The 16,831-nt window shown below is 62.6% G+C and carries 16 protein-coding genes and 1 tRNA gene; 7 read left to right on the forward strand and 10 right to left on the reverse strand.

Annotated features, from left to right (window positions below):
* Position 1: 1 nt before the first annotated feature.
* Positions 2–754 carry a sulfite exporter TauE/SafE family protein gene (locus tag ACFQX9_RS10270; RefSeq protein WP_018453343.1) on the reverse strand — a complete coding sequence of 251 codons (753 nt, stop codon included), beginning with the start codon at positions 752–754 and terminating at the stop codon, positions 2–4.
* Positions 755–842: 88 nt separating this feature from the next.
* Between ACFQX9_RS10270 and ACFQX9_RS10275 the strand changes: the two genes are divergently transcribed.
* Complete coding sequence (locus ACFQX9_RS10275; protein ID WP_018453344.1) at positions 843–1,733, forward strand: LysR substrate-binding domain-containing protein; 891 nt, start codon at positions 843–845, stop codon at positions 1,731–1,733.
* 42 nt (positions 1,734–1,775) lie between these two features.
* On the opposite strand, the gene ACFQX9_RS10280 is transcribed toward ACFQX9_RS10275, so the two are convergent.
* The 3 genes from ACFQX9_RS10280 to ACFQX9_RS10290 form a co-directional block, all read right to left on the reverse strand.
* The gene (locus ACFQX9_RS10280) at positions 1,776–2,741 is read right to left on the reverse strand and encodes a Bug family tripartite tricarboxylate transporter substrate binding protein (protein ID WP_377788179.1); all 966 of its coding nucleotides are present in this window, start codon (positions 2,739–2,741) and stop codon (positions 1,776–1,778) included.
* Between the two features lie 17 nt (positions 2,742–2,758).
* Entirely contained in the window at positions 2,759–3,541 is a 783-nt protein-coding gene (gene hisN, locus ACFQX9_RS10285; protein WP_018453346.1) for a histidinol-phosphatase, read from the reverse strand.
* A gap of 534 nt (positions 3,542–4,075) precedes the next feature.
* Positions 4,076–4,966: an N-formylglutamate amidohydrolase gene (locus ACFQX9_RS10290; RefSeq protein WP_018453348.1), complete on the reverse strand. Its 891-nt coding sequence runs from the start codon at positions 4,964–4,966 to the stop codon at positions 4,076–4,078.
* A gap of 363 nt (positions 4,967–5,329) precedes the next feature.
* Between ACFQX9_RS10290 and cpdR the strand changes: the two genes are divergently transcribed.
* Both cpdR and ACFQX9_RS10300 read left to right on the forward strand, forming a co-directional pair.
* Entirely contained in the window at positions 5,330–5,689 is a 360-nt protein-coding gene (gene cpdR / locus ACFQX9_RS10295; RefSeq protein WP_007597092.1) for a cell cycle two-component system response regulator CpdR, read from the forward strand.
* Between the two features lie 73 nt (positions 5,690–5,762).
* A tRNA-Val gene (locus ACFQX9_RS10300) sits at positions 5,763–5,837 on the forward strand.
* A 189-nt stretch (positions 5,838–6,026) separates the two neighbouring features.
* Here the strand turns inward: ACFQX9_RS10300 and ACFQX9_RS10305 are convergent.
* Complete coding sequence (locus ACFQX9_RS10305; protein WP_204512440.1) at positions 6,027–6,551, reverse strand: nuclear transport factor 2 family protein; 525 nt, start codon at positions 6,549–6,551, stop codon at positions 6,027–6,029.
* 216 nt (positions 6,552–6,767) lie between these two features.
* On the opposite strand from ACFQX9_RS10305, the gene ACFQX9_RS10310 reads away from it, so the two are divergent.
* Positions 6,768–7,253, forward strand: a complete 486-nt coding sequence (locus tag ACFQX9_RS10310; RefSeq protein ID WP_018453351.1) for an L-2-amino-thiazoline-4-carboxylic acid hydrolase — start codon at positions 6,768–6,770, stop codon at positions 7,251–7,253.
* Positions 7,250–7,510, forward strand: a complete 261-nt coding sequence (locus ACFQX9_RS10315; RefSeq protein ID WP_018453352.1) for a hypothetical protein — start codon at positions 7,250–7,252, stop codon at positions 7,508–7,510. The genes ACFQX9_RS10310 and ACFQX9_RS10315 overlap by 4 nt, the downstream gene beginning before the upstream one ends.
* A gap of 135 nt (positions 7,511–7,645) precedes the next feature.
* Here ACFQX9_RS10315 and ACFQX9_RS10320 read toward each other — a convergent pair whose 3' ends face one another.
* Positions 7,646–7,783 (reverse strand): NUDIX domain-containing protein, encoded by a 138-nt coding sequence (locus ACFQX9_RS10320; protein WP_018453353.1) that lies wholly within the window; start codon positions 7,781–7,783, stop codon positions 7,646–7,648.
* 119 nt (positions 7,784–7,902) lie between these two features.
* Here ACFQX9_RS10320 and ACFQX9_RS10325 point away from each other — a divergent pair, with 119 nt between their 5' ends.
* Positions 7,903–8,325, forward strand: a complete 423-nt coding sequence (locus ACFQX9_RS10325) for a RidA family protein (RefSeq protein ID WP_018453354.1) — start codon at positions 7,903–7,905, stop codon at positions 8,323–8,325.
* 68 nt (positions 8,326–8,393) lie between these two features.
* Here ACFQX9_RS10325 and ACFQX9_RS10330 read toward each other — a convergent pair whose 3' ends face one another.
* A complete protein-coding gene (locus ACFQX9_RS10330; RefSeq protein WP_026232518.1) occupies positions 8,394–9,485 on the reverse strand; it encodes an enolase C-terminal domain-like protein in 1,092 nt (363 codons plus the stop codon).
* A 178-nt stretch (positions 9,486–9,663) separates the two neighbouring features.
* On the opposite strand from ACFQX9_RS10330, the gene ACFQX9_RS10335 reads away from it, so the two are divergent.
* Positions 9,664–11,226: an adenylate/guanylate cyclase domain-containing protein gene (locus ACFQX9_RS10335; RefSeq protein ID WP_377788193.1), complete on the forward strand. Its 1,563-nt coding sequence runs from the start codon at positions 9,664–9,666 to the stop codon at positions 11,224–11,226.
* A 233-nt stretch (positions 11,227–11,459) separates the two neighbouring features.
* Here ACFQX9_RS10335 and ACFQX9_RS10340 read toward each other — a convergent pair whose 3' ends face one another.
* From ACFQX9_RS10340 to ACFQX9_RS10350, 3 genes are all read right to left on the reverse strand, one after another.
* Entirely contained in the window at positions 11,460–12,683 is a 1,224-nt protein-coding gene (locus ACFQX9_RS10340) for an ABC transporter substrate-binding protein (RefSeq protein WP_377788196.1), read from the reverse strand.
* Positions 12,684–13,460: 777 nt separating this feature from the next.
* Positions 13,461–15,404: a glycosyltransferase gene (locus ACFQX9_RS10345; protein ID WP_377788198.1), complete on the reverse strand. Its 1,944-nt coding sequence runs from the start codon at positions 15,402–15,404 to the stop codon at positions 13,461–13,463.
* Positions 15,401–16,783 carry an HlyD family efflux transporter periplasmic adaptor subunit gene (locus tag ACFQX9_RS10350; RefSeq protein ID WP_143273909.1) on the reverse strand — a complete coding sequence of 461 codons (1,383 nt, stop codon included), beginning with the start codon at positions 16,781–16,783 and terminating at the stop codon, positions 15,401–15,403. Before ACFQX9_RS10350 ends, ACFQX9_RS10345 begins: the two co-directional genes overlap by 4 nt.
* Between the last annotated feature and the right edge of the window lie 48 nt (positions 16,784–16,831).

Consider the following 16,831-nt stretch of genomic DNA (forward strand, 5'->3'; position numbering starts at 1 on the left):
TTTACGCGAATTCCTTCAGCAGCGCGCTGCCGGCGAGGTAGAGGCCGAGCAGGATCATCGCGATCAGGAACCAGCGGCGAAACGCTTCCGCCGGCATCCGCGCCCGCACCGTTTGGCCGATATACATGCCGGCAAACGCGCAGGCCATGCCCACGGCGCCCGGCACCGCGTTGGCCGGCGTCAGCAATCCCCCCGCGGTGAGATTGAAGGCGAGCGCCAGTGTCGCTGTCGTGAAAAACACGCCGAGCGCCTGCACCAGCTCGTCCTTCTCCATGCCGATCGCCTGCATGAACGGCATCGAGGGGATCACCTGCACGCCGGTCGAGGCCGAGATCACGCCGGTGACCACGCCGACCACGCCGCCGACCCATTTCTCGTTCTTTGGCGCAACATGAAACTGGAATTTGTTCAGCCCGATGATCGCGTAGATGACCAGGAGCACGCCGAGCACGATCGTGCCGTAGCGCGCATGCGGGCCGGTGAGCGCGCCGGCATTGAGCCAGCACCCGATCACGGTGCCGATCATCAGCGGCCACAGCCGCCTCAGGATATCGCGCAAATGGGGGCCGACGAAGGTCTGCCAGATGTTGGTGACGATGGCGGGGACGATCACGATGGCGATCGCGCGGCTCGGCGCCATGCTCACCGCGAGCAGGCCCATGGAGACCGTCGGCAGGCCGAGCCCGACCACGCCCTTGACGAATCCGGCGATCAGGAAAACGGCGGCGATGAGAATGAGGAGCGGGTCGATCATATCTGCACATTGACCGATGCAGCGCGCCGGCACAATCTGTAGCTTACGGAGAAAGCCTTCGTTTGGAACGAAGGCTGAAGGGACCCCGATGCGCTTCGACCTCGTCGACCTCCAGCTGTTCATCGCGGTCGCCGACCAGCGCAGCATCACCCGCGGCGCGGAGCGGTCGCATCTGGCGCTGGCCTCAGCCAGCGCGCGCATCAAGGGGCTGGAGGATGCGCTCGGCGTCGCGCTGCTCAAGCGCGGGCGCCGCGGCGTTGAGTTGACCTCGGCCGGCGAGAGCCTGCTCGATCACGCCCGTCTCGTCATTCACCAGATCGACGCCATGCGCGGCGATCTCGCCGGCTTTGCCAGCGGCGTGCGCGCCAGCGTGCACTTCCTCGCCAATACCTCAGGGCTTTCGGAGCATCTGCCGAAGGCGCTCGCCGGCTTCCTGCGCGAGCATCGCGACGTTGCCATCGACATCGAAGAGCGCGAGAGCACCGACATCGCGGCCGCGATCACTGCGGGCGCGGCCGATCTCGGCTTCGCCGCCGAGCACGCGCTGCCCGATCATATCGAGCGATTCGCCTTCAGCGAGGATCGCCTGACGCTGGTGACGTCCAGGCGCGGCCCGTTCGCCGGCCGCCGCGCGATCGATTTTCAGGAGGCGGGCGCTTGCGACTTCGTCGGGCTCACCAGCGCCACCGCGCTTCAGGTGCATATTTCGAAGCACGCCGCCCGGCTCGGCATGCGGCCGCATTACCGCGCACGCTTGCGCGACTTCGATGCGATCTGCCAGATGGTCGCCGCCGATGTCGGCGTCGCGCTGGTGCCCGAAGCCGCGGCCCGCCGCTGCGCAAAACTGATGCCGCTCGCCATGGTCCGCCTGCGCGATAGCTGGGCCAACCGCAAACTCGTGATCTGCGCGCGAAGCTTCAAGACACTACCGCGCCCGGCGAAGATGCTGGTGGAGCATTTGCGGTCTGCGGCGGTGTGAGTTCTGGGATTTCCCCTCCCTTTAGAAGAGGTTAAGACGCAGCTACTTCGCCGTCTCCACGCCAGCGTCCTTGATCACCTTCGCCCATTTCTGCGTCTCGTCCGCGATGAATGTGCGAAAATGCTCCGGCTCATCGCCGACCAGCGTCGCGCCCTGGGCAGCGAGCTTTTCCTTCACCGCCGGATCCGCCATCGCCTTCGTGGCCAGATCATGTAGCGCGGTGACGATCTCCTTCGGCGTGCCCTTCGGCGCGACCATGCCGTACCAGTTCTCGATGCGCAGATCCGCAAAGCCCGCTTCTGTGGTGGTCGGCACGTCAGGCGCCGTCGGCGAACGCTCGGCGGAGCCGACCGCGATCGGTCGCAGGGCGCCCGCCTTGACCTGCGGCAGCAGCACGGGGAGGTCCAGGAACGTCATCTGCACCTGCTGGCCCAGCAGATCGTTCACGGCGGGCGCCGCGCCGCGATAGGGCACGTGCACGATGTCGATCTTGGCCGTCAGCTTGAACAATTCACCGGCGAGATGCGGCAGGCTGCCGGGTCCGGAGGAGGCGAAGTTGAGTTTTCCCGGCTGCGCCTTGGCGAGCGCGATCAATTCCGCGATGTCCTTTGCGGGGACGTTGGTGGCGACCACCAACATTTCCGGCACGGTTGCGACCAACGTCACGGGCGTGAGGTCGTTGAGCGTATCGTAGGCGACCCTTTCCATGCTCGGGCTGATCGCCAGCGCGCCGGCGCTGGAGATCGCGATGGTGTAGCCGTCAGGTGCAGCCTTGGAGACGGCATCGGTGCCGAGCACGCCACCCTGGCCGCCGCGATTGTCGATCAGCACCGGCTGCCCTGACAGTTCCGACATGCGCTGGCCGATCACCCGCGCGATGATATCGTTGGGGCCGCCGGCCGGAAACGGCACGATCAGCTTGATCGGCTTGGCCGGGAAATTCTGGGCGGAGGCGAGCGTCGGAAAAAGAAGCAAGGCCGCGAGAAGGAGCGTACGCCGGTTGGTCATGCAGGCTCCTAGATCGCCTAGCCGTTGAGCAGTTTCAGTGCTTCTTCGTGAACCCTGGCGTCGCCGGCCGCGACGATGCGGCCGCCGCCCTGGGCCGGCTTGCCTTCCCAGGTGGTGACGACGCCGCCGGCACCGGTCACGATCGGGATCAGGGCTGCGATGTCGTAAGGCTTCAGCTCGGTCTCGACCACGAGATCGACGTGACCTGCCGCCAGCATGCAATAGGAGTAGCAGTCGCCGCCATAGCGCGACAGCCGCGCGCCCGTTTCGATGCGGCCGAAGATGGCGCGGTCGCGCTCGCTCATCAGCAGCGGGCTGGTGGTGTAGGTCGTCGCCTCCGACAGCAAGGCGCAGCGCCGGACCTGGAGCCGGCGCTCGCCGGACGGGCCTTTATAATGAGCCGAGCCGCTGTCGCCGGAAAAGCGTTCGCCGATGAAGGGCTGGTGCATCATGCCGTAGACCGGCGTGCCCTTGTGCAGGAGCGCGATCAGCGTGCCCCAGATCGGAAAGCCGCCGATGAAGGATTTGGTGCCGTCGATGGGGTCGAGCACCCAGACATAATCCGAATCCTCGCGCTCGTTGCCGAATTCCTCGCCGACGATGCCGTGCTGGGGAAAGTTGGCCTTGATCAGACGCCGCATCACCGCCTCCGCGGCGCGATCGGCCTCGGTCACGGGGTCGAAATCCTTGGTCTTGCTCTTGTCCTCGATCGACAGCGAGGTGCGGAAGAACGGTAGGATGGTTTCGCCGGAGGCGGTGGCGAGCCGTCCGATGAAGGCGGAGAAATCGATCACCGTCACGGCGTATCCTCAAAAAGCGAAAGTCGGGTGAAGCTCACTCCTGCCTAGCTCAAATCGGAAGAATCGTGCAGCGCTGTCTTGCTTTGCACCCTGGTATTTTGGATGCCGAATGCGTCCCCCTTCAAAGAACTAGGCCGGCCAAAAATCGATCATTGAGTTGAAACCTTAGTTCCGGATCTGCCTCGTTCGTATGCAAATGACTATCAACCCATTGAATTTCCTTATGAAAGGAACTGAATCGGGGTTTCTCTAGAAGCAACCGAGCTATGTCCTCATTGCATGGGAAACCGCTCGAAAGCCCTTGCACTTTGTGCGGCGCGGCCGCATATTGTTGCGGTGCGGTAGCGCTTCTCGCGTTACTGCTGCCCTCCTTGGGCGTTTCCTCCCTAGACTTGGGCCGCTTCTTCATTAGAAGCGGCCCTTTTTTCTTTCAGCCTCTGCTTTCTCTCGGCATCGGCTTTCATTTCGATGCTCGCCGCGAAACGCATTCGCGCTGATTGCACCCAACACAATTGTTCGAAGAAAACGTCGCGCCTATTCAGCCGCGGCCTGGAACGGGCCGAGATCGCCGAACGGGACCGTGGTCGCCAGCACGTCTGCGAGCACGCCGAAGTCCGACGCCACTTGTGCAAAGCGCGGACTGCGCTCGCGCCGCCGCTCGTCCATGTAGATTGCGCGGTTGAGCTCGAGCTGCACGGCATGCAGGCCACTGGCCGGGTTACCGTAATGCTCGGTGATGAAGCCGCCGGCGTAGGGCTTGTTGCGGCCGATCGAATAGCCGAGGCCGGCCATGGTCTCCTCGACCCGGTCGGGCAATAGCGGCGTGCAGCTCGTGCCGTAGCGGTCGCCGATGACGATGTCGGGCCGGCGCGGCTCGTCGCGGGAGACGCCGACCGAGGGCATCGAATGGCAGTCGACCAGCACGACGGTGCCGAACATCTGGTGCACCTTGTTGATCAGCCGGCGCAGCGCGCGATGATAGGGCTTGTACAGCGTCTCGATCCGCCCCAGTGCGTCGTCGACCAGGATGCGCTCGCGATAGATCTCCTGGCCGTCGCCGACCACGCGCGGAATGGTGCCAAGTCCGCCGGCGACCCGCATCGAGCGGGTGTTGGCAAAGCTCGGCAGGCGCCCGGTGAACATCCGGGGATCGAGCTCGTAGGGCTCGCGATTGACGTCGACATAGGAGCGGGGAAAGTTGACCCGCACGGTCGGAAAGCCGCGCTCGCTGAGATGGCCGATCAACTCGTCCATGAAGGAATCTTCGGAACGCCGCAGCGTCGGCAGGTCGATCCTGGAGGCGCTGAGGAATTCGTCCGGATAGGTCGAGCCGGAATGGGGCGAGTTGAAGATAACCGGCGCGCGCCATTGCGCGGGCTCAACGATCTCGAAGGCTGGCGACTTGTCGCCGTCAAACCGGGTCATCTTCTCAGGCTTCGTCCCTTGGTGTCAGGCTTCGCCCTTGGCAATCAGGCTCCGCCTCTCGGTATCAGGCTTCGCCCTTGGCGCATTGATTCGGCCGATCGGGCGGCTCTTATGTGTCGTCATTGTCCGGAATCGCAACCATCCTGCCAAGCGAAAAGATGAGATCTGCGCTGGAACATGTCTTAACCCTGCGGGCAGCGAGGTGGGGACCGGCAGGTACGGCTCGATTGCTTCGTGCCGTATTCCGGTTCACAAGAGTCCGGCAGCGCGAGCTGCGGAGGGTAACGATTTTCACCCCAAATTTACCCTCCGTCGGGCTTAGTGACCTCCGCTGATATCCTCTGGGGATTCGACATTTCCGCCATGCCAAAGATCCTGCTCGCCGAAGACGACAACGACATGCGCCGTTTCCTGGTCAAGGCGCTGGAAAACGCCGGTTTTCAGGTCTCGTCCCACGATAACGGCATGGCCGCCTATCAGCGGCTGCGGGAAGAGCCGTTCGAGATGCTGCTCACCGACATCGTGATGCCGGAGATGGACGGCATCGAGCTCGCCCGCCGGGCCTCGGAACTCGACCCCGACATCAAGATCATGTTCATCACGGGCTTCGCCGCGGTCGCCCTGAACTCCGATTCGGATGCCCCCAAGAACGCCAAGGTGCTGTCCAAGCCCGTGCATTTGCGCGAATTGGTCAGCGAAGTGAACAAGATGCTGGCGGCCTAAATCGGCCCCCTTCCGTCCTTGCACCGGCTCCCGTGAGCCGTTATAGGGACCCGACCCGATCTAGAGACATCTAGGGCGCGTAGCTCAGCGGGAGAGCACTACCTTGACATGGTAGGGGTCACAGGTTCGATCCCTGTCGCGCCCACCATCCTTCGCTCGCGATAGCCGAGTGAAGGATGCCGCGCCGAAGCCCAAAGGGCGCAGGCGAGCTGCCGCCGCGAGCTTCGGCTCGGCAAGCCACCAATCTCATTTCGGCGAAGCGTGTCCGGCGTAGCTCGAAGAGCGGACACGGACTGGAGCGGCAGCCTCCTGCGCCGACACACCGCCGCTAAATCCCCTATTTCAGTTCCGTATTCGCGACCGGAAGGATGGAGGCGACGTGCCAGCCGTCCGCATCCTGAACGTAGGTCTGGCTGATCAGAAACGTATTTTGTTGTGGCGGCTTGCCCGGAAGGCCGCGCGTAAAGACGATCGGCACGAGGATCTGCATGATCTCGTTCGAGATCACGGCGACGCGGAATTTCGACATGTCGGGTTCGAGGTGCCAGGTGCCCTCGTAATAGGTCTTGAAGCGTTCGGCGACCTCATCGCGACCGCGCGTCTCGATGTTTCTGGCAAACAACAGCGTTCCGGGTGAATTCAGGAGCATGGCCTTCATGGCGTCCGCATCATGCGCATTCTGCGCCGCGATGAATTTCTCGAAGATGGTTCGTGCTTCGGCATCATTTGCGGCAGCCTGCGCGCCTCCGGCCGGCCAGAACGTTGCGGCGAGAAACAGCGCTGCGGCAAACGCCGCAACTTGAGGGCGCCGTGAAAACACTCGTGGCGTGAAATTGCCTGAAGGCATTTTGGGTCGGATCATGGTCACCTCTGGTCATTTGCCGGCGGAATTTGAATGGTGAGCGTCATACCATTGTGGCCAGGTCGATGTTTTCAGGATTGCACGATCGGCGATGACCCCGACATCACGGAAACGTAGCCTTCCGGATGCCACGGGACCAGGCAAGCAAACCCTCGCCGCGAGCAGCGAGTTGAGTTATCGTCTTGTGGTGTGAAGTAACCCGGATGAAGGTTGCCCATAAGCGTGTCCGTCATCGAGCAGGCAAAGATCCAGGCGCAGGTGCTGGTGCCCCTGGTTAAGGCGTTGCAGGCCGAACTCGGCGAGGCGCGCGCCAATGCATTGGTGCGCAAGGCGCTTGGCGACCTCTATCGCGGCTTCGGCGAGGAATTCTGGAAGGCAAAGAACAGCACGAACAACGAAGCCGATCTCGGCAAGGCCGTCGCGTCGGCGTTCAAGACCTATGCCCGAGACGACGCGCTCGCCTATGACATCATCGAGCAGACCCAGGACGCCTTTGCGTTCGACGTGACGCGATGCGCCTATGCCGAGTTCTACAAGGCGCTGGGCGAGCCGGAGCTCGGTTTCCTGCTGGTCTGCACCGCCGACTTCGCGACCGCTGATGGATTTGGCGCCGACGTCAGGCTCACGCGCACGCAAACCATCATGCAAGGCGCGTCCCATTGCGATTTCCGCTACTGGCGCGACGAGCGCGGATCAAAATGAAGGGAATGCGGGTGATGCGGGCGAGCTATGTTGCCCTGATGGTGCTGGCGCTGATGTCGTCGCGCGCCGCTGCTGCGGTCATCGACTGGCAGGCCGAACTGCAGCGCTGCCGCGCATTGCGCGAAAGCGTGGCGCCGCTGCTTCAGGCCGGCGAGGGCATCTCGGCCGTCGGCCGCTCCAACAGATCCATCCGCCGCTGCATCTGGATCCAGCGCATCGCGGTGCGCAGGAAGATTCCCGGCGCGGAGGTTTGGTAGCGTAGCTGGTCATGCAGCGCTGCTGTCTCACACTCCGTCATTGCGAGCGCAACGAAGCAATCCAGACTGTTTCCGCGGAGGGATTCTGGATTGCTTGGCCGCGCTCGCAATGACGATGTGGAAGCAGCAACGTGTTCAGCTCATCGCCTTCACGATGGAGATTCCGATACCGAGCTCCTCGTGGAACTTACGCACCAGCGCGGCCTGCCAGCTCTCGCCGAACTCGATCTCGCCGCCGATCGCGACGACGCGATGTGCGAATGAAGGCGCCATGTGGTCATGGGGGATCGTTATCGTGCACCACCTCGGTGCAATGCGCAGCTTGATCCGCGACTCCCCGCCTGCCATTGTCCGCCCACCACGCCAGCGAGAAATGAAGGCAGGTTATCGATATGAGCAGCGTGAACAAACCAGGTGGCAACTACTTGCCGGTGATCATCCATGGTGGAATTGCGTATGTCAGTGGTCAGCTGCCGCGTCGCGGCGAAGCCCTGCTGTGCTCCGGTAAAGTCGGCGCAGGTGTCGATGTCGCCGCCGCACAGGGGGCGGCGGCCCTCTGCGCAGATCTCTGCATTTCGGCCATCAATCACGCAACAGGTGGAGAGGACAAGATCGTCCAGGTCTTGCAGCTCGTTGGATACATCGCCTCGGCCCCTGGATTCACTCAGCAATCGCAAGTCATGAACGGCGCTTCCGACCGGTTGATCGAGCGCCTAGGCGATCGCGGTCGTCACACGCGTACATCTGTCGGCGTCGCCGAGTTGCCGCGGGGTGCACCGGTCGAGCTGAGTATGATTGCCGCTGTTCAGTCGTAGGAAGGCATGCCGTTCGCTGATCGTCAGCTTCGACGTTCGCACTTCGATACGTCGCGACGACACGCGGTCTATTCGACCAGATACTTCTTCACCGCAGCCTCGTCCCACGCGATCCCGTTGCCGGGCTCCTCGTTCGGCAGGGCAAAGCCGTCCTTGATGATCAGCCGCGTTGAAAGCACTGCGTCGGCCCAGTCGACATATTCGAGCCAATGCGCGGTCGGCGTCACGCACAAAAGATGCGCGCTGACTTCCGAGAACAGATGCGTCGACATCTCGATCCCGGCGGCATGCGCCAGCGCGGCGGCGCGCAGCCAGCCGGTGACGCCGCCGATGCGCTGCACGTCGGGCATCACGTAGTCGCAGGCTTCGGCTGAGAGCGCGGTCTGCATCGCGAAGGCGCTGTCGAAATTCTCGCCGATCTGGACCGGCGTGCGCAGCGCATCCGCGATGCGGGCGTTACCCTCATAATCGTCGTGACGGATCGGCTCCTCGATCCAGGTCAGGCCCTCATCGTCGAGCATCTCGCCACGGCGGATCGCCTCGGTGGCCGTCAGCGCCTGGTTATAGTCGCACATCAAGGTCACGTCGTCGCCGACGGCCTTGCGCACCGCGCGCACCACCTTCAGGTCTTCCCGTGCATCGGGACGGCCGACGCGGATCTTTGCGGCCTGAAAGCCCTCGGCCAGCAGCTTGTGGGCTTCCTCCACCGCGGCACCCGCCGGCATGATGCCGAGCCCCTTCGAATTGTAGGCCCTGACCGGTCTTGGCGCGCCGCCGAGCAGCCGCGCTAGCGGCAGGCCGCGTGCGCGCGCCAGTGCGTCCCATGCCGCCATGTCGATGCCGGATTGTGCCAGCCGCTGCAGGCCGGCGAGCCCCAGCAGGGTGAAGCGCTGGGTCAGCTTGCGCTCGATCTCGAACGGTAGCAGCTCGTCGCCCGCAAGCAGCTCCGACATTTCCGCGACCATCGCCGTCAGCGGCTTCAAGGCCGATGGCGTGATCGAGAACAGATAGGCGTGCCCCTGGACGCCCTGGTCGGTCTCGCAGTCGATCAGCACCAGCGGTGCCTTTGCGACAGCCCCGGTCGAGGTCTGGAGCGGGAGGTTCATCGGCACGATGACGGAGCGCGCATTGAAGCGCTTGATGCGGATGGTCTCGGCCATTTGGTGGATCTCCTGGCGGAGTGAATGCAGATAAATGCCGATCTTAAACATTCGCCATGAAACGAAAAGCCGCTTGGCGCGACCACCATAAAATGGGGTTGCGCGGGAGCGCGTTTATTGGCTCTGTTCCGCAAATCGCCCCGAGTTCGAGACAGGAACGCAATCACGGAGCCAAAGAGTGAAGCAAGAGATCTCCGAAGAACAGCGCAAGAGCGGCATCCTGACCGGTGCCGCGATCGCCTTCCTGCTGCTCGCCTTGCCGCTCGCGGTGTGGCTGGACCTGACCGAACTCAGCAAGACCGCGCTGCGCCGGCAGGCGATCGACCTGAATTCGGTGATCACGAGCGTGCGCAGCTACTACGCGACCAACGTGGTCGGGCGCATCATCGCCAATCCGAACGGTACGACCAGGGTGATTCACAACTACGAATCCATCCCCGGCGCGATCCCGATCCCGGCGACATTGTCGCTGGAGCTAGGGCGGGTGATCGGGGCGCAGCAGGAAAACATCACCTACCGTTTCGTCTCGGACTTCCCGTTCCAGAACCGCGCCCCGCACCAGCTCGACAAGTTCGAGAAGGACGCGCTCGAATCGCTTCGCAACGATCCCGAGCAGAAGATCGTCGACACCGAGACCTCGCTGTTCAACGACAAGGTCCGGCTGATTGCTCCGGTGACGATGGGCCCGGCCTGCGTCAGCTGCCACAACAGCCACCCCGAGAGCCCGAAGAAGGACTGGAAGGTTGGTGACGTCAGAGGCATCCAGGAGGTGATCATTGCCCAGCCGATCGCCGCCAACATCTTCTCGTTCAAGTTCCTGCTGGCCTATTTCCTGATCGCCGCCGGCAGCGGCCTGTCGTTTCTCTCGCTGCAGCGCCGCCAGGCGAGCCGTATCAAGGGCATGAACAAGGAGCTCGAATCCGCCAACGACTTCCTGGCTTCGCTGTCGATGAAGATCTCGCGCTACATCCCGCCGCAGGTCTACAAGAGCATCTTCTCCGGCCAGAAGGACGTCACCATCCACACCGAGCGCAAGAAGCTCACCATCTTCTTCTCCGACATCCAGAATTTCACCGCGACGGCGGAGCGGCTCCAGCCGGAGTTGCTGACCCAGCTCCTCAACGAATATTTCACCGAGATGTCGGCGGTCGCCCACGAATTTGGCGGCACCATCGACAAGTTCATCGGCGATGCCATGCTGATCTTCTTCGGCGACCCCGAGACCAAAGGCGACCGCGCCGACGCGCAGGCCTGCCTTCAGATGGCCTGGCGCATGCAGCACCGGCTCACCGAGCTCAATGCGAAATGGCGCGCCTCCGGCATCGAGCTGCCGTTCAAGGCCCGCATGGGCATCAATTCCGGCTATTGCAATGTCGGCAATTTCGGCAGCAGCGATCGCATGGACTACACCATCATCGGTGCGGAGGCGAACCTCGCCGCGCGCCTGCAATCGATCGCCGAGCCCGGCGGCATCGTGCTGAGCTACGAGACCTTCGCGCTGGTCAGCGACATCGTCCGCGCCCACGCGCTGCCCGCGATCACGATGAAGGGCATCAGCCGCGAAATCATTCCCTATTCGGTCGACGCGCTGAACGACGCGGCCGCCGAAAGGAGCGGGATCATCACCGAGCGAGCGCCGGGGCTGGAGCTCTATCTCGACCCCGCCGTGGTCAAATCTGGCGACGCGGCGCGGGTGCGCTCGCTGCTGGAGAATGCGCTGGCCTCGCTGAACCCGGCGTGAGGAGCACGCGCGTTGCCGTCTCCCATCGAGAGAGTGTGCCGTGTGGCACCCCCTCCCTAGCCCTCCCCCACAAGGAGGGAGGGAAACACATCTTTAACGTGGCGACGTTGTCCAACTTCGCGGAAAGTCGATCATGGTGCGACGCTGCTCCGTTCTCCGCTCGGCTCCCTCCCCCCCTTGTGGGAGAGGGCGGGGGAGAGGGGTAGCCCAGCAATAGGTGGGCCCGAGTCAACTCACCGCGCCGCGCCTTCCGTGAAGGCGGTTTCGATCACGTCGCCGAAGGGTTGCCAGGAGCGGCCGTCGAACTGGACCAGCCGCATCTGCCGGATCGGCAGGTAGCTGTTCGGCGAGGTGTTCATCCTGATGTTGGGCAGGGCGACCGAAGGCTGATAATTCCTCAGCGAAGCCGCCTGACGCATGATGTTCTCGCGCGAGAGGTCGTCGCCGCATTGCTTCAGCACCTGCGTCAGCGCCTCTGCCGCGGCGTAGCCATAGAGCGCGGCGCTGCTGTTGGTGCTTTCGTCGTGATGGTATTTGTCCATGAAAGTGAACCAGTCCTTCATGGCGGGATCGTCCTTCCATGCGGGATCGCTCGGGTCCTTCAGAAAGGCCGCCGAGATCACGCCGGAGGAATTCTCCAGGCCTGCGGGCGCCATCGCATTGGCGATTGAGGCGGAGGCGTCGTTGACGATGAAGACCGGGCGCCATTTCATTGCCGCCGCCAGCTTGATCACCTTGGACGCCGTCGACGGTACACCGAGAAAGACGAAGATATCGGCGCCGGCGCGCTTGAGGATCGAGACGTGTCCGTCGAGATGCTCATCGGCAATGTCGAAGGCGATGTCGACGAGGACGAGACGGTTCAGATCGCCAAGACCTTCCTCCAGGCCCTTGAGAAGCGCACGCCCGAACTGGTCGTTCTGCCAGAGCACCACGATCTTCTTCCTGGGATAATAGGCCTGGAGATAGTTGGCGTAGATGCGCCCCTCCGACCGGAACGACGGCTGCCAGCCCATGGTCCAGGGAAACGCCTTGGCCTGGCTCAGCTCCTCGTCGCCGGAGGCGACGAACAGTTGTGGGATCTTCTTCGCGTTCAGATACCAGCGCGTGGCGAGATTACCGGGCGTGCCGAACGATCCGAACATCAAATGCACGTCGTCCGTCTCGACCAGATTGCGCGTCAGCTCCAGCGCGGTCGTCGGATCGGAATTGTCATCGCGCGTGATGAAGCGGATCTTGCGGCCGTTGATGCCGCCGCGCGCGTTGACCATGTCGAAATAGGCCGCTTCCGCCTGGCCGATGGCGCCGAATTCGGACAGCGGTCCCGAATACGGCATGACATTGCCGATACGGATTTCGTTGTCGGCGGTGGGTTGATCGGCGCGCTCCTGCGACATCGCCCCGAGCGATGCCAGGGCAACCATCAACACGAACAGCATCCTGCCGGAGACGCGCATGCCCGATACCTTGACGTTGGCCCCTCATCGAGGTCGGCTCAATCCGCACCAAGGCTGCTTGATCTAGGTCAAGCGTTTGTCAAAGCTGTGGCGCGGTGCGCAGCTGGAGGGCCGGACGAAACGGCAGGCGTGCTGACGCGCCGACTGGGGCGCGCCGCTAGGGCAGCCCGCGGACTTTGAACTCCATCTCGACCCGGCGGTCGTGAAATCGGGCGATATAGCCCGGGTGCGCTCGCTGTTCCGCACTCGTCCGATGAAAAATGAATCGATCTGTGAAAGATCATGTTTGGGATAGCGGGCCGTAATTTGGATGGTGGTCTATATTGACCGGTGGCGGCAGAGCTCTCGGTTCCATGATGGTCCATCACCGCCCGCATCGGCGCCCATCGGTGACTGAGAGTATCGCGCTCCCGCCGGATTCAGGCGAGCCTCATGGCCATTCAGCGACCACCTTGTCCTACATGCCGGATAACAACGACGCTGGCGCGCATCACGCCAAGCTCCGCCGGTTCTGAGATTTGGACCTTCGAATGTCCCGCTTGCGATTTCGTCGACCAGATCGCGGTCGTGCTGGTCGACCCAATGAGATCGTCTGATACCTTGGCTTGGTTTCAGGGCGAATTGCGGGCGCCTACATAGGGCGCGCGCTATCTGGAACGATCGAGCGCCGAAGGCCTGGACGTAGGCATTGGTCGAGAAGAACCGGTTGCAGCGCTCGGCTTGGCAACGACGGTGACGTTCAGCGAGCTTGGTGCTGCGCTTCATCAGCAGAGGTAGTCACCCGAAAATCCGCATCATTAATGCTTTGCCGATCGGGGCGGCGTGGATGCCGCTGAATGCGCTGACGTAGTCACCGGAATAGAAAGCGCGAATGAGAGCGATGCGGGTGTTGAGGGTTTCATCAAACCGGATTGCAAAGCCATTCCCCGTGCGTCGCACGACCAGGGCCGCGACGTTTCTCTCCTGGAGGGTGCAGCGAACCGCGGTCCCGACAGGTGGTGGATTGTCGCTCACGAAGCGAGCGCCCGTGATCGACATGTCTGCCAAACGGTAGATGCACTGCCGGGAACCGATATTGAAAAGGACAGGCTCATCTCGCTCGAACCGCTCGGCCTTCCGTCGCCGCGGCTGCTCGATGGACACCAGGCAGACGATCAACAGAATGATGGCGTTGTACAAACTCCAGGCGAGCGCCAGACCGCCATAGGCGATCATGTCACCTTGCACATGAAGCACGAAGGCATAGACGATACCCGCGAGCGTAATCGCCAATGCGGTGCCGTATATCCTGAGCAGTGGCCATTCGACGAAGCGTTGGTCGCGATCCCCGCCCTTCGCCGTGACCTTGAATGTGTGTCCCTGCGTCTGGAGCAGTCCCGCCGCCACGGCCTTGAGAACCGCCGGCAGTGCAATGTATTGAGCGACATCCGACATCACCGGCATGGAGCGTCCGCGGGAAATCCAGGCCATGGTGAGCGAATACCAGACATAAAAAGGCAGGAAATATCCGAGGAGTTCGAAAAGATCGGCCTGGACCGCATTGATGCCGAAGAGAAGATAAAGGCTTGGAACGACGAGACCGAAGACCTTGACGACATAGGTCGAGGTCCAACTCATGAATGCTTCGATGAGAGAAAGCCTGTCGACAACGTCCAGCTGCGATCTTCGGGAAAAGGGACCACTGCGCCCCCGAAAGATTTGCATGAAGCCAAGACACCATCGGCTGCGCTGAGTGATGTACTCCTTGAGTCCCTCCGGGGCCAGCCCCAAGGTCAGACGCTCGTTCAGGTACACCGTGCGTGATCCAATTTCCGTCAGCCGCAGCGTCAGCAAGTAGTCCTCCGTCACGGAATCGGTCGGAAAGCCGCCGATCTTCACGAGGGACGAGAATCGGATGACCGACGACGTGCCGCAACAAAACGCCACGCCCCAAGCGTCCTTCGATGGCATCAGGATATCGAAGAAAAAGCGCTGCTCGTCCGGCCAGACCTTGGTCGCGGCCAAATTGGTTTGGATCGGATCCGCATTGATGAAATGCTGAGGTGTCTGTACCACGCCTACGCCCTGGTCGCGGAACAGGCACGTCGCGCGGCTGAGAAATTCGGGCATAGGCACGAAATCGGCGTCGAGAATCGAAATGAAATCTGGGGGATCGGCGAGCTCCGCCACATGCCACAGGGCGTGATTGATGTTGCCGGCCTTGGCGTCCTTGTTGTCCGGGCGCGCCAGATACCGGCAGCCGAGCTGGCCGGCAAGCTTTTCGAGCCAGTCACGCCGTCCGTCGTCCAGAACCCAGACGCGGTAGTTGGGATAGTTCATTCCCGTGGCGCCGATGATTGTGCGCTCCAGAATCGACGTTTCCTCGTTGTAGGTGCAAATGAATACGTCGATCAGCGGAGCTTGCCGTCCGGCAAGCCACCGCCTGTTGACTTCGACTTGCGGCGTTCGATTGGTCGAGCGGCTGAGAAACACCAGTGTCAGTGCACCCGCCGCAAGCGATACAGCCTCGACGAAGAGGAACACGGATCCCACGGCGAAGTCGGCGGTCCAGCCGACGGGCGGCACCGTGGCTGTCATGCGCCATCCAAAATAGCGGATCATGAGCAGCGATGCGATTGAGATCATCAGCGAGCGCGCCGTGGAGTTCTCGTGCCGCAACCAGGGAAGGACGGCAACGCAGAACCCGAGCGCAATAAGGCCCGGTGTCAGCGCGGCGATCATGGCTTTCTCGCAGTGTCTGGCGAGAAGATGACGCGTCCGGTTCGCCCGACTGGACAATCGTTGGAGCCATCGTTGAGGTCGGGGACCGAAATCGTCGCACGATACGGTTCCTTGCTCAGCGCATCGGGATTAATGGCGAGGTTCGCTGCGACCCCTGCGGAGCCGGTGAGATTGACGACGGTGCCAGTCAATTCGGGGCCGCCGGCGCTCGGCCGGAAATGTGCGAGAGATCCCAGTTGCAGCCCGTTATACACGCTCTCAGTGACGTTCGCCGTCACTACGGCGCCGGAACAATCGAGTAGACGAATGAGCGGTTGTCCGGCCCGGACGTCCTCTCCAGGTGCCGTCATGACCTCCCATATTCGGCCGGCGACGGGGAACTTGATGTCCGCCTCGGAGCGGCCGATGTAACGAGATCGCTCTGATTCTATCTCGCCGACGAGCCACGAGATTTGCGCATCGGCGTGCGCTACGTCCGCGGTGAGGCCTTCAGCCCGCTGCCGCATTTCCTCCTCACGCTGCACCGAGCTCGGACGATCGTTGTAGCTGTCGCCGAGGAAAGTGCCCTCGCGCGCGGCGGTGAGCTCGACCTGGGTTGCATCCAGACGGCGTCGCGCGCCGATTTCGGTCTGCTGAGCAATGGTTTGATCCCGCGTCAGGCGCCCAAGCTCGACAGACGAAACGCTGCCCGATTTGATGAGCGATGATGCTCGTTCCACCGCGGCTGCCGCCTCTTCACGACGCGCTGCGGCCGCTTCGATTGATGTTTGGATTTCTGCGATGCGCGCCTCGAGCTGACGAATGCGCCCCGCTGTGAACAGGGCCGCCTGACGCGCCAGATCCTTCTGCCCCGCCTGGGCTGAAGCTATCTTCGAAACGAGGCTCGGCCTTTCGTTTTCGAGGCGAGACATCTGACTGCGCAGGTCATCGAGCCGCACGCGGTCGCCGCGCGGATTGACGACACGGAGGATGAAAGTGCCCTCACCGACGGTGCCTAAATCGCCTGACAGACTGGCCCCGGCTGAAATCTTCCCGTCAATCGGCGACCTCAACGTCACGAGCCTCGAATTGACGACGGCTTCGACGCTTGACGTCTGGAAAAGCGCTCTGAGCGGCAGCCAGCCGAATACTGCGACGATGGCGATGCCCGCCGCGGCCTTCACAAATCGGAGAAGCGTCCGGCTCGGCTTGGATTGCGCTACATCCGCGGCGGCATCGCCGCCGGTTGCGGGGGCATCGGCATTGCCGGGACTGAGACGCGCATCCAACGCGCGTTGCAAACCGTGCGCGTCATGGTTTCCGTCCACCGCGAGAGGTTTTGCGATATCTGGACCGCCGCCGCCTTCGAATGTCGAATCGAAACGCGTTTTGTTTTGCATCATACACCTGAGAGTCAACGCGCAACCTCCGCGCGAGATACGGCCGGC

The organism is Bradyrhizobium sp. GCM10028915, assembly GCF_042666195.1.
GTDB classification, from domain to species: domain Bacteria; phylum Pseudomonadota; class Alphaproteobacteria; order Rhizobiales; family Xanthobacteraceae; genus Bradyrhizobium; species Bradyrhizobium canariense_D.